This window comes from Bradyrhizobium sp. HKCCYLS3077 (assembly GCF_051167555.1).
Taxonomy (GTDB): Bacteria; Pseudomonadota; Alphaproteobacteria; order Rhizobiales; family Xanthobacteraceae; genus Bradyrhizobium.
On sequence record NZ_JBNPTH010000006.1, the window covers coordinates 430877 to 444200 of the forward strand.

At 66.4% G+C, this 13324-nt stretch carries 10 protein-coding genes; 2 read left to right on the forward strand and 8 right to left on the reverse strand.

Features of this window, described 5'->3' with window-relative positions; all coding sequences use genetic code 11:
* The first annotated feature begins 201 nt into the window (after positions 1 to 201).
* Both ACQR0Z_RS25415 and ACQR0Z_RS25420 read left to right on the forward strand, forming a co-directional pair.
* On the forward strand, positions 202 to 807 hold the full coding sequence (locus tag ACQR0Z_RS25415) for a 2-hydroxychromene-2-carboxylate isomerase (protein ID WP_434920450.1): 606 nt from the start codon (positions 202 to 204) through the stop codon (positions 805 to 807).
* On the forward strand, positions 807 to 1784 hold the full coding sequence (locus tag ACQR0Z_RS25420; protein WP_434920451.1) for an NADPH:quinone oxidoreductase family protein: 978 nt from the start codon (positions 807 to 809) through the stop codon (positions 1782 to 1784). Before ACQR0Z_RS25415 ends, ACQR0Z_RS25420 begins: the two co-directional genes overlap by 1 nt.
* Before the next feature lie 261 nt (positions 1785 to 2045).
* Here the strand turns inward: ACQR0Z_RS25420 and ACQR0Z_RS25425 are convergent, their stop codons facing one another.
* The 8 genes from ACQR0Z_RS25425 to ACQR0Z_RS25460 form a co-directional block, all read right to left on the reverse strand.
* Positions 2046 to 2936 carry a crotonase/enoyl-CoA hydratase family protein gene (locus ACQR0Z_RS25425; protein WP_434858571.1) on the reverse strand — a complete coding sequence of 297 codons (891 nt, stop codon included), beginning with the start codon at positions 2934 to 2936 and terminating at the stop codon, positions 2046 to 2048.
* 416 nt (positions 2937 to 3352) lie between these two features.
* Positions 3353 to 4768 carry an amidase gene (locus ACQR0Z_RS25430; protein WP_434875514.1) on the reverse strand — a complete coding sequence of 472 codons (1416 nt, stop codon included), beginning with the start codon at positions 4766 to 4768 and terminating at the stop codon, positions 3353 to 3355.
* A gap of 66 nt (positions 4769 to 4834) precedes the next feature.
* A complete protein-coding gene (locus ACQR0Z_RS25435; protein ID WP_434920452.1) occupies positions 4835 to 5998 on the reverse strand; it encodes a M20 aminoacylase family protein in 1164 nt (387 codons plus the stop codon).
* Positions 5999 to 6021: 23 nt separating this feature from the next.
* Positions 6022 to 7521, reverse strand: coding sequence for a M81 family metallopeptidase (locus ACQR0Z_RS25440; protein WP_434920453.1), 1500 nt, complete (start codon positions 7519 to 7521; stop codon positions 6022 to 6024).
* A gap of 397 nt (positions 7522 to 7918) precedes the next feature.
* Positions 7919 to 9565: an ABC transporter ATP-binding protein gene (locus ACQR0Z_RS25445; RefSeq protein ID WP_434875517.1), complete on the reverse strand. Its 1647-nt coding sequence runs from the start codon at positions 9563 to 9565 to the stop codon at positions 7919 to 7921.
* Between the two features lie 111 nt (positions 9566 to 9676).
* A complete protein-coding gene (locus tag ACQR0Z_RS25450) occupies positions 9677 to 10567 on the reverse strand; it encodes an ABC transporter permease (protein WP_434858576.1) in 891 nt (296 codons plus the stop codon).
* Positions 10568 to 10577: 10 nt separating this feature from the next.
* Positions 10578 to 11519 carry an ABC transporter permease gene (locus tag ACQR0Z_RS25455; protein ID WP_434858577.1) on the reverse strand — a complete coding sequence of 314 codons (942 nt, stop codon included), beginning with the start codon at positions 11517 to 11519 and terminating at the stop codon, positions 10578 to 10580.
* 419 nt (positions 11520 to 11938) lie between these two features.
* Positions 11939 to 13069, reverse strand: coding sequence for a M20/M25/M40 family metallo-hydrolase (locus tag ACQR0Z_RS25460; RefSeq protein WP_434920454.1), 1131 nt, complete (start codon positions 13067 to 13069; stop codon positions 11939 to 11941).
* Positions 13070 to 13324 lie beyond the last annotated feature (255 nt).

Sequence of the window (13324 nt, forward strand, 5' to 3'; positions counted from 1 at the left end):
GTGGTGGCAAACTGTCCAGACTGTGCCTCGTAGCCCCTGGATTGCTTCGTCGCTTCGCTCCTCGCAATGACGGAGAGAGTAGGGACGCCAGTTCTCTCCGCCGTCATTGCGAGCGGAGCGAAGCAATCCAGGGGCCGCACAAATAGTCTGCATAAATCGACACTCTCAATGACGAACTCATAAAGACCTTGAGGAACCACGATGATCGAATTCTTCTTCGACTGCTCCAGCCCCTGGACCTATCTCGCCTTCCACAACATCCAGCCGCTGGCAAAGGAGTTCGACGTCGACATCGTCTGGCGCCCCATTCTGGTCGGCGGCATCTTCAACACTGTCAATCCCAGCGTCTATGCGCAGCGTGAGAAGCCGGTGCCGGCCAAGGCGGCCTATATGCTGAAGGACCTGAACGACTGGTCGCGCTCGGCCGGGCTCAAGATCAAGATGCCGCCTTCGGTGTTTCCGGTGAACAGCGTCAAGGCGATGCGCGCCTGCATCTGGTTCGGCAACGAGGCCATGGTGCCGTTCGCGCGAGCCGTGTTCGAGATCTATTGGGGCGAGGACCAGGACATCTCGAAGGATGCGGTACTGACCGAGGTGTGCCGGCGTGCCGGCGTCGATGCGAAGGCGTTGTTCGACGGCATCGCACAGCAGGGCGTCAAGGATCAGCTGCGCATCAACACCGAGGAGGTCGTCAAGCGCGGCGGCTTCGGTTCGCCGACGATTTTCGTCGATGTCAAAGACATGTATTTCGGCAACGACCGGCTGCCGCTGATCCGCGAAGCGCTGGCGAAGCGGAAGGCGGGCTGATGCCGCGGGCGATCGTCTGCCGCGAGCTCGGGCCGCCGGAGAAATTGCGGCTCGAAGAGCTGCCGCCGCGCGCGCTGGGACAAGGCGAGGTGCGGGTGAAGATCCGCGCTGCCGGGATCAATTTTCCGGACATTCTGATGGCGGCCGGCGAGTACCAGTTGAAGCCGGAACTGCCGTTCACGCCCGGCGTCGAGGCGTCGGGCGCCATCATGGAGCTCGGGCCCGATGTCAACGGCTACGCCGTCGGCGACCGCGTCATCGTGCGCATGCGCTTCGGCGCCTTTGCCGAGGAGGCGGTCGTCGCGTCGAGCCAGCTCACGCCGCTGCCGTCACCCTTCGACTATGCGGAGGGCGCGACCTATCTGGCCGGCCACGGCACCGCGCATCACGCGCTGGTCGATCGCGGCCAGCTCAAGCCGGGCGAGACGCTGCTGGTGCATGGCGCCGGCGGCGGCGTCGGGCTTGCCGCGGTCGAGCTCGGCAAGCTGCTGGGCGCCACCGTGATCGCGGCGGCGTCATCGGAGGAGAAGCTCGCGGTGGCCCGTGCGCGCGGTGCCGATCATCTCGTGCTGTATGCGCGCGAGCCGTTCCGCGACGCCGTCAAGCGCATCACGGATGGACGCGGCGTCGATGTGGTGTTCGATCCGGTCGGCGGCGAGGTGTTCGAGAACAGCGTCCGCTGCATCGCCTGGGGCGCACGGCTGCTGGTGATCGGCTTCACCGGCGGCATCGGCCTGGCGCGGACGAATTTGATCCTGATGAAGGGCGCCAGCGTGCTCGGCGTCCGCGCCGGTGAAGCCGTGCGGAAAGATCCCGCGCTCGGCGAGCGTCGCATGGCCGCGCTGCTGGATCTCGCGGAGCAGGGCAAGCTGCGGCCGAACGTGTCGCATCGGGTGCCGTTCGAGGATTATGCCGCGGCGATGCGGCTGCTGATCGATCGCAAAGCGATCGGCCGCGTGGCGCTGGTGATGGAGTGAAGGGAGGCTGCACAGCCTGGCCGGCACCGCGCAAATGAATGCACACTCTCTCGTTTGTCATTCCGGGGCGCGCGTAGCGCGAGCCCGGAATCCATAGCCACAGGTCGTCATGTGAGGCGAGATTTCCGTGGCGCGGTCTTCGACAAACCCTCCGTTCGGGGATATGGATTCCGGGCTCATTCGCGCGCGAAATGGCGAAGCCATTTCGCGCGCGAATGCCCCGGAATGACGTGGGAGAGAGGCGGGCTCACCCTCGCAGACCTACTTGTACTCCCGCTCGTCCCACCACGGGAAATAGTCCGGCATGTCGGCCGTGACCGTGTTCTTGAACTGCGCGGGACGCTTCTCCAGGAACGACACCACGCCTTCCTTGACGTCATCAGAGCGACCCCGCGCGTAGATGCCGCGGCTGTCGACCTTGTGGGCCTCCATCGGATCGTCGGCGCCCATCATGCGCCACATCATCTGGCGGATCAGCGCGACCGACACCGGCGCGGTCTTGTCCGCGATCTCGCGCGCCAGTGCGCGCGCGGTCGGCAGCAGTTCGTCCGGCGGCACCACCTTGCTGACGAGACGGCCGGCCAGCGCCTCCTGGGCCGGGAAGACGCGGCCGGTGTAGCACCATTCCAGCGCCTGCGAGATGCCGACGATGCGCGGCAGGAACCAGCTCGATGCCGCCTCCGGCACGATGCCGCGCTGGGAGAACACGAAGCCGAACCGCGCGGCTTCCGAGGCGATGCGGATGTCCATCGCGAGCTGCATGGTGACACCGATGCCGACGGCCGGGCCGTTCACCGCGGCGATGACCGGCTTCAGCGACTTGAAGATGCGCAGCGTGACCTGGCCACCGCCATCGCGGACCTGCGGATCGGAATAGTCGACGCGGCCGTCGGCATGCCGCTTCACCGGCCCGCGCTTGGCATCGCGATCGAACGTGTCGGCGCCGGAGGAGAGGTCGGCGCCGGCGCAGAACGCGCGGCCCGACCCGGTGACGATGATCGCCCTGACACCATCGTCCTTGTCGGCGCGGTCGAAGGCGTCGATCAGCTCTTCCATCATGGTGCCGGTGAAGGCGTTCAGCTTCTCCGGCCGGTTCAAGGTGATGGTGAGGATCTTGTCGGCGACGTCGTAGAGGATGGTCTGGTAGGCCATGAGCGTTTCCTGATGTTGTTGTCGTGGCGTTTGTTAGTTGGTTGCTCGTGCCACAATCTCCGCCGTCATTCCGGGATGCGCCCTATTGGGCGCAGGCCCGGAACCCATAACCACGATCGTGAGTATGGATTCCGGGCTCGTGCTTCGCACGCCCCGGAATGACGACGAAATTGAGATCGGCGATGGCGATACAGTAGTTCAGCGCGCGGCCAACGCAAAGTGTGCATGACATTCCGCAGGGCGGGCAAAAACAATGCGCGCAGCATTGCTCTCCCGGCAAGCGATGCAGCAGTGATCGGGTCTACGCTCTCTCCCGCGTCATTGCGAGCGCAAGCGAAGCAATCCAGAGTCGTGGGCGGGACTCTGGATTGCTTCGCTTCGCTCGCAATGACGGAGGAGGAGGCAGTGGATAGGCTTCACTTGACCTTCGGCCACGGCCGCTGCTCGCCACGCAATCCTTCGAACGTCTTGGCCATGCCGAGCACGCCGACATCGTCGAAGCGGCGGCCGACGATTTGCAGGCCGATCGGGAAGCCGTGGTCATCGTACCCGGCATTCACAGAGATCGCCGGGTTCTCCGACATGTTCCATGGCACGGTGTAGGTGATGTGCTCGAACGGCTTCTCGGGGTCGTTGACCGGCGAGGCGAATTCGGCCGGGAATTTCACGCCCGGCGAGACCGGCGAGATGATGTAGTCGAATTCGGTGAACAGTTTTGCGGCGGCTGCGCGCAGCGCCATCGTGACGTTGAAGCCCCTGACGACCTCGACGCCGGACAGGTCAGCACCGCGCTCGGCCCATTGGAGGATGTAGGGCAGGGTCTTCGCGCGCACTTCCGGCGCGAGCCGGGCGAGATCGTCCCACAGCCGCGCGCGCCAGAAATTGTCGAGGCCATCGAGCATCTCGCGGGTGAGAAAGCCCTTGGTCTCGGTCACGACCGCGCCGGCCTCCTCGAACGCTTTGGCCGCCGCCAGCGTCGTCGCGCGCACCGGCTCTTCCAGCGCTTGGCCGACGCCGCCGAGATCGAGCATCAGCCCGATGCGCAGCTTGCGCACCGGTTTCTCCGCGACCTTCCAGTGCAGGTCGGACGGCGGCAGCGCCGTGCCGTCGCGGCGGTCGGGTTTCGACAGCACGCTCATCATCAGCGCGGCATCGTCGACGATGCGCGTCATCGGGCCGGCGACGCGGCCGACATAGGGGGGATCGATCGGCACCCGGCCGAAGCTCGGCTTGAGGCCGACCAGGCCGCACCACGACGCCGGCAGCCGGATCGAGCCGCCGATGTCGGTCCCGACATGCAGTGGGCCATAGCCGGCAGCGGCCGCGGCGCCCGCACCGGCGCTGGAGCCGCCGGGGTTCATGCGCAGATCCCACGGATTGCGCGTCAGCGGGTGGAAGCTCGACAGGCCCGACGACAGCATGCCGTAGTCGGGCATCGTGGTCTTGGCGAAGATGATCGCGCCGGCTTCGCGCAACCGCGCCACCGGCGGCGCGTCGGCCGCGAGCGGCGCCCGCGCGACGCTGGCCGCGCCGAGCGGCATCGGCTGGCCCTTGGTCGCGATGTTGTCTTTCACCGTCGCCGGCACGCCGTCGAGCACGCCGGCCGGCTCGTCATTGGCCCAGCGTTCCGTCGAGGCCTTCGCCGCGGCGCGCGCCGCGTCGACGTCGAGCAGATACAGCGCCTTGATCTCAGGCTCCCATGCCGCGACATGCGCCAGCACGTCGTCCATCACTTCGGATGGCGAGAACTGGCGCGCGCGGTAGCCGGCGATCAGGTCGACGGCGGAGAGATCGTGCAACGAGGTGACGTCGTCTGAAACGGGCTTGTGCATGCTGGTCCTCCGTCGCCGAAGTTCGTCTCAATTCCAGGCCCGCTCATTGACATACGTCAGGCGGCGCTAGGCCGCCGCCAGACGGGTCTCGATGATCCGGGCGAACATGCTGGCGCCGATCGGCAGGATCTTGTCGTCGAGCACGTAGCCGGGATTGTGCACCGGCACCGAGCCGTCATGGCCGACCCAGAAATAGGCGCCCGGGATGGTCTGCAGCATGTCCGCGAAATCCTCGCTGCCCATCTTCGGCGTCGAGCGCGTCAGCACCTTGGACGGCTCGACGACGGTGCGCGCGACCTCCTCGACGACCTTCGACTGCTCCTCCTGGTTGACCAGGACGCTGAAAGTGTCGCGGATGTCGACGTCGATCTCGCAGTTGAACGCCGCCGCCATGCCGGCGCAGATCGCGCGCATGCGCTCGCGCACCAGCGCGCGGACGTTGTCGGAGAAGGCGCGGACGGTGCCGCACAGCCAGGCATCGCCCGGAATGACGTTGTAGGCCGATCCGGCATGGATCTGGGTGATCGAGACCACGGCGGCCTGCAGCGGTTCGACGTTGCGGCTCACGATGGTCTGGATCGCCTGCGCGACGCTGGTCGCGATCACCACCGCGTCCTTGGAGCGCTCGGGCATCGCGCCATGGGCGCCGTAGCCGGAGATGCGGATGTCGAAGAAGTCGGCGCCGGCCATGGCGGGGCCGGGCAGGATCGCGATCTCGCCATGGGCGAGGTCCGGCGCGTTGTGCAGGCCGTAGAGCTCGTCGCAGGGGAATTTCTGGAACAGGCCGTCCTTGATCATCGCGCGCGCGCCGCCGAGGCCTTCCTCGGCCGGCTGGAAGATGAAATGCACGGTGCCGTCGAAATTGCGGGTCTCGGCGAGATAGCGCGCGGTGCCGAGCAGCATCGTGGTGTGGCCGTCATGGCCGCAGCCGTGAAAGCGGCCCGGAATGGTCGAGCGCCACGGCAGATTGGTGTTCTCCTCCATCGGCAGCGCGTCCATGTCGGCGCGCAGGCCGATCTTTTTGCTGCTGTCGCCCTTGCCCTTGAGCACGCCGATCACGCCGGTGCCGCCGAGGCCGCGATGCACCTCGATACCCCATTGCGCGAGCTTCTCGGCGACGATGCCGGAGGTGCGCGTCTCCTCGAAGCCGATTTCGGGATGCGCGTGCAGGTCGCGGCGGATGGCGGTGAGCTCGTCGGCGTAGCCTTGGATGCGATCGATCGTGGGCATGGGTGTGTTTCCGTTGATGAGGTTTAAGCGTTGAACGCCGGGCCGTTCGGCTTGAGGCGAATGCCCGGACGCAGGCGCGCCCAGGGCAGGGTGGAGGGATCGGCGGGCATCGCGCCGGGCGCGGCGCAGATCAAAAGCTGCTCTGCGATCGGCTCGAAATCGGCGCGGAAATGCACCGAGCTCTTGTTGACCAGGATCGCCTGCTCGGTCGGTTCGATGCCGACGAAGCGATACATCTCCTGGTCGGCGAGCTGCGACTTGTGCGAGGCCACGACCACGCGGACGTCGCCGATGCGCAGGCAGGCGGAGGGTCCCATCTCCATCTTGCGGCCGCCGTAGAATGGGCCGGGCGCGATGAAGCGGCCGTCGGAGATCTTTTCGACGATGAAACTCTCCTCGAACGGCGCATCGCCGGGAATGCCGCTCTTGCCGCCCAGCGACAGCGTGATGGTCGCGCCTTCGCCGGCCGCATGCGCAGCGAGCGCCGATTGCGGGTCGTAGATCATGCCGATCGCCGCACGGCTGGCCCGGTTGCGCACCAGCGCGCGGAGCATGCCCGTGGTGTCGGAATCGCCGCCGGCTCCGGGATTGTCCTGGGTATCGGCGATCACGATCGGCCGCGTCGCATTCTTCGCCAGCATCATGGCATGGCGGACGCCCTCGTCGGGGGTGTAGATGCGGCCGTCGAAATCATCCTCGTGGCCGGTGACAATGGCCGCGATCGCATCTGCGGCGGCGTCGGCGTCGGCCTGCGTGCGGCCATAGGCGAACACGCTCGGACCGCAGTGTACGAAGTCGGCGGCGGGGAAGCCCGGCGCGAAGGACAGCGTCGGCACGGCCTCGCTCTGCATCGCGGCGAGCTTCTCGTAGATGCCTTTGGTGGGCTGGTCGTTGGTGCACTGCCAGCTGATCGGGATCAGGAACGGCAGCTGCCGGAACGCCTTCGCCAGCGGCTGCTTCGTGCGCAGCAGCAGCGCGAGGTGCTCGGCGCAGGCGCGGCCGGTGTCAGCCATGTCGGTGTGCGGATATTTGCGATAGGCGATCAGCGCGTCCGCATGCGCCATCATCTCGGGCGTGACGTTGGCGTGCAGATCGAGGCTCGCCACCAGCGGCACATCGGGGCCGATCGCCTGGCGCACGCGGGCGAGGATCTCGCCTTCGCCGTCGTCGAAATGCTCCGGCACCATCGCGCCGTGCAGGTCGAGATAGACGCCGTCGAGCGGCAGGGCCGCCTTGATGCGGTCGACCATCACGGTCGTGATGCGCTCGAACGCATCCTTGGTGACATGGGCCGAGGGGCTTGCCGCGCAGGCGATGGTCGGCACGATCTCCCAGCCGTTGGCCTCCGCAACCGCGATGAAGCCCGATTGGCCGGCATTGATGCCGCGCATCGTCGTCATGACGCTCGCTGCGTCAGCGATGGAGGCGCGGCCGCCGCCATGCATGAAGTCGTCGTAATCCGCTTTCGTCGGTGCGAAGGTGTTGGTTTCGTGCAGAAAGCCGCCGATCGCGACGCGCGTCATTACTTCGCCTCTGGCCGTGAAATGGAGTGGCGACGTTAGACTGTGCCCTGCGGCCCGCGCAAGCGACGGAGCGATGCCGTTTTGCATGCCGCTTGAGCGGCCATCGATCGGCATCCCCGCAAACAGGGTGATGGAGACGAACTATCCCTCCCTCGTCATTCCGGGGCGGCCTCGTCCGCCGCAGGCGGAGGAGGGCGAGCCCGGAATCCATAACCCCAGGGAGTTCTTCGGGGCACGCCGGTGTCCACCAGCTGTCGTAACCATATCCGCCCGTGGGTATGGATTCCGGGCTCGCGCTTGCCGCCGACATGGCTGCGCCATGCCGTCGGCAAGCACGCCCCGGAATGACGGGAGGAGGGATTTGGCCTCCCGTCTCCCTCCGGCGTTCGCTGATCGACTACGCCACCGCCTCCGAGACCGGACGGAAGTTGGCAAAATCCCAGTTCCGGCCCGGAGCGGCTTCGAGCAGGGACTTGGTGTAGGCTTCCTTCGGATGCGTCAGGATCTCGCCGGCGGGTCCTTGCTCGACGATGCGGCCCTTCTGCATCACCACGACCTCGTCGCAGATCTGCGCGGCGACGCGCAGATCGTGGGTGATGAACAGGATGGCGATGCCGAGGCGGCGCTGGATCTCGTCGAGCAGCTCCAGCACCTGCGCCTGCACCGACACGTCGAGCGCGGACACGGCTTCGTCGGCCACCAGCACGTCCGGATCGAGCGCGAGCGCGCGCGCGATCGCGATGCGCTGGCGCTGGCCGCCGGAGAACTGGTGCGGATAGCGCGAGATCGCATCCGCCGGCAGGCCGACCAGCTCGAGCAGCTCGCGCGCCCGGGCCATCGCCTTGTCGTGCGAGGTGCCGTAGTTGATGGGGCCCTCGGCGATGCTTTCGCCGACCGTGAGGCGCGGGTTGAGCGAACGGTAGGGATCCTGGAACACGATCTGGATGCGCTTGCGGTGCGGCTGCAGCAGCCGACGCGTCAGGATCGAGATCTCGTGGCCGGCGAGGCGGACGCCGCCGGAGGTCGGATCGATCAGGCGCACGATGCAGCGCGCCACCGTCGACTTGCCGGAGCCGCTCTCGCCGACGATGCCGAGCGTACGGCCCTTGCGCAAGGTTAGCGAGACGTTCTGCGCGGCGACGACCTCGCGCGGCTTCCCGAGGAAGGAGCGCTCACGATAGACCTTGCCGAGATCGTTGGTCTCAAGCACCACCGGCTCGGTGCTGTCCGGGCGCGGCGGCCGCGGAATGAGGCTCGGCACCGAGGACAGCAGGTTGCGCGTGTAGTCCATCTCGGGCGCGCGCAGGATCTTGTCGAGCGCGCCGGTCTCGACCAGGCGGCCCTGGCGCATGACCGCGACGCGGTCGGCGATCTCGGCGACGACGCCCATGTCGTGGGTGATGAACAGCACCGCGGTGCCGTGATCGCGCTGCAACTCGCGGATCAAGGAGAGGATCTGCTTCTGCGTGGTGACGTCGAGCGCGGTGGTCGGCTCGTCGGCGATCAGGAGCTTGGGCTCGAGCACCAGTGCCATCGCGATCATGATGCGCTGGCGCTGGCCGCCGGAGAGGCGGTGCGGATAGGAGCCGAAGATGCGCTCGACGTCGGGCAGGTGGACCTGCTCCATCATGTCGAGGATGCGCTTGCGGCGCGCGCGCGCATCCAGCGAGGTGTGGGCGCGCAAGACTTCGTCGATCTGACGACCGACCGGAACGACCGGATTGAGCGCGGTCATCGGCTCCTGGAAGATCATCGCCATCCGCGTGGCGCGCAGCTCGCGCAGCCGGCGATCACTGGCGGTCAGCAGCTCCTCGCCGACGAGCTTCACGCTGCCGCCGACGGCATGCAGCGCGTTCTTCGGCAACAGGCCCATGGTGGTGAGCGACGTCACCGACTTGCCGGAGCCGCTCTCGCCGACGACGCAGAGCGTCTCGCCCTTTTCGACCTTGATCGAGACGCCGTCGATGATGCGCGGGCCGTTCGGGTTCTTGGTCTTTCCGACGGTGACGACGAGATTGTCGATGTCGAGGATGGTATCGGTCATGCGTTCATTTCTCCACCGTCATTGCGAGGAGCGTCAGCGACGAAGCAATCCAGAGCTCCGGGCGCGGCCCCTGGATCGCGTCGCTTCGCTCGCGATGACGAAAAACCATTTTCACTTGCCGGCCTCGCGCTGCTTCATGCGCGGGTCGAGCGCGTCGCGGGCGGCGTCGCCGATCAGGTTGATCGACAGAATCGCGATCGACAGCAACAGGCCCGGCCAGAAGATCAGCGACGGCTTGACCTGGAAGTAGGAGCGGCCCTCGGCCATGATGTTGCCCCAGGTCGGCGTCTCCGGGCTGATGCCGGCGCCGAGGAACGACAGTATCGCCTCGGTGAGAATCGCGGCGGCGCAGATATAGGTGCCTTGGACGATCAGCGGCGCGATCGTGTTCGGCATCAAATGCCGCCACATGATCTTGGGCATCGAGGTGCCCAGCGAAATCGCGGCCTCGACGTAGGGCTCCTCGCGTGCGGTCAGAACGACCGAGCGGACGAGGCGCGCGACGCGCGGAATCTCGACGATGGTGATCGCGATCATCACGGTGCCGACGCTGGCGCCGGACAGCGACACCACGGCGATGGCGAGCAGGATGCTCGGGATCGCCATCAGGCCATCCATCACGCGCATCATGATGGCGTCGACCCAGCGGAAGAAGCCGGAGACGAGGCCGATGACGAGGCCGATCGCGATCGAGATGATCGCAGCGCCGACGCCGACCAGGAGCGAGATGCGGCCGCCATAGATGGTGCGCGACAACAGGTCGCGGCCGTAGGCGTCGGTGCCGAGCAGGAATTGCGCGCTCGACGGCTTCAGCCGTTGCGACGGTGCGAGCAGCACCGGATCATGCGGCGCCAGCAGCGGCGCCAAGACCGAGACGATCACGATCAGCGACAGGCACACGGTGGCCACCGCGATGATCGGGGTCGAGGTGAGGAAGCCGAACCGGGGCCCCAGTCGCGTGGTGACCGGAATCGACGGCTCGGGAGTGGTAACGATCGCCATCGGGTTGGCCTCAGTAGCGGATGCGTGGATCGAGGATAGTATAGGCGAGGTCGATCAGGAGATTGACCGCGAGATAGATGAAGGAGGTCAGCAGGATCATGCCCTGGATCACCGGGTAGTCGCGCGCCAGCACGGCATCGACCGTGAGCCGCCCGATGCCGGGCAGGTTGAAGACGCTCTCGGTGACGACGACGCCGGAGATCAGCAGCGCAAAGCCGGAGCCGATCACGGTGATGACGGGCACGGCGGCATTGCGCAGCGCATGGCGCAGCAGCACCGCGACTTCGCTGACGCCCTTGGCGCGCGCGGTGCGCACGAAGTCCTCGCCGAGCACGTCGAGCATGGCGGCGCGCGTCATGCGCGCGATCAGCGCGACGTAGATGAAGGACAGTGCGCAGGTCGGCAGGATGATGCGTTCGAAGAACGGCCCGAAGCCGACGCTGATGCTGCGGAAGCCCTGCACGGGCACCCAGCGCAGGTTGATCGCGAACACCTGGATCAGGATGTAGCCGATCACGAACACCGGCACCGAGAAGCCGAGCACCGAGAGCGCCATCACGAAGCGGTCGATCCAGGTGCCGTGCTTCCACGCCGCGATCACGCCGAGCGGGACGGCGACGAGGATCGAGAGGACGATCGTCGTCAGCGCGACCGAGATCGACGGCTCGATGCGCTGGCCGATCATCTGCAGCACCGGCACCTTGGAGATCAGCGACACGCCGAGATCGCCGTGCAGCAGCTGATTGATCCAGGTGAAGAACTGGATGTAGAGCGGCTCGTTCAGTCCGAGCGTGGTGCGGATGCGCTCGAGCTGCTCGGGCGTGGCGTTGTCGCCGGCGAGAATCGCGGCGGGATCGCCGGGCGTCAGCCGCAGCAGGAGAAAGACGAACAGCGCCACCACGCCCATCACGGGGATGGATGCGAGGATTCGGCGAAGCAGGTAACCGATCATCTTGAGAGAACCGCCTTCATGGTGCTGGGACGACGCTCACGACGTAACAGAGTTCTTGCGTGAGCGAGTTTGCATGTCACCGATATCAATCGCTTTCAAGGTCTCCGACGGCATCGCTGATGACGCGGCATTCGCGTTCATCGCAACTCGTCGCAATTGCGAACAATGTCGCAGGAACTTTGCAAGGCGCATGCCATCATGCGCGCGCCGTTGCGCGAAAGTCCATCGTTTTGGTCCCGGAAAATGAAACCTTGCTGCTACGCAGCAGGAATTGTCCCGAGGCAGGAGCTGGCCGGTGGCAGAAACGCGGCGATCCTATGTACACAAACGAAATCGCCGTGGCGGCGTACCGTCGAAAGCACCGCTGAGCGCGCCCAGCGATGCCTGGCCTTAGCCGCCGCTCTGCCCATGCCGCGGGCTCATGCCAGCGTCGCGAGCAGGCCGGCCATGAGCCGGCCGCGCTCGGCGAGGCTGTCGATCTCGATATACTCGTTCAACGTGTGCATGTCGGCGCCGCGCACACCCAGGCCGTCGAGCGTGGGGATACCGAGCGCGCCGGTGAAATTGCCGTCGGAGCCGCCGCCCGCGGAGCCATGGGGCAGGGACATGCCGAGCCGCTCGGCAATGCCGCGCGCCTGCTCGTAGAGCGCCATGGTTCCGGAATCCGGCTCCCATACGGGGCGCGTCACGCCGCGTGTGACCTTGAACGCGACGTCATCATTGGTGCCGGACAGCGCCAGCATGCGCTCGACGCCGCGATCGAGATCGGCCTGGCGCTTGGCCATGCTGAGCGCTTCGCCGGTGCAGGTGGTGGCGACACAGTTGACCCATTGGCCGCCATGCACGATGCCGACCGAGAAGGTGCAGTCCTCCGTGGTCATCGCATCGATCGCGAGAATCTGCCGCGCCATTTCCCGGATTGCGGAACGGCCGGCGCCGAGCCGCGCGCCGGCATGGCTCGGGCGCCCCGTGGCTTCGAGATTGAAGCGGGCGATCGCGTAGCGGCCGGTGACGACGCCGTTGTCGACGCGGCCCGGCTCGGGCACCAGCACGTATTTGTTGCGCTTCGCCTCGGCCTCGATGATGTCGCGTGTCGACGGCGTGCCGACTTCCTCGTCCGGCGTGAACAGGACGGTGATCGGCAGCGGCGTCGCGATCGAAGCCTGCATCAGCTGGCGGATGGCTTCGAGCGACAGGTAGTTGCCGCCCTTCATGTCGCAGATCCCGGGGCCATGACAGCGGCTGCCGTCGCGTCGCCACGGCAGCTTCGCCAAGGTGCCAACAGGGTGAACGGTATCCATGTGACCGGCGATGAGGATGCCCGGCTCGCCCTGGCGCGGGTGGGGGAAGCGGGCGCGGACGCAGCCGGCGAAGCCGTCGCGGCCGGCGATGCGTTCGATCGTCGCACCCATGATCGCCATATCGCGTGCGGCGAGGCCGAGCATGCGCTCGACCGCCGCAGCGTCCCAGGTTGGACTCTCGCACTCCACCCAGCCGCGCAAGCCCTGCAGCATGGCGTCGGTATCGAAGGGAAGATCGGCTGGATTCATGGTGGCTCTCTTTTGGCGGCGCTCTTCGAGCTTGTCGTTGTCTTGTCACACGAGACGGAGTCGGGCGCTTTGTAAAGCGAAAGCTGTGCGAGCGTTAACGCCGTTCTCGGCTGCAACGGGCATGCGCGGAATGCGGATTGACGTGAAAGGCGACCTCTGCAACTGTCAAAATCTCACGTCCTGCAGCGTGTTAGTTCGCACAAGGATTGATCTGCACGCACAACGAATGATCTGAATCTGATCGATTTCAGGTCA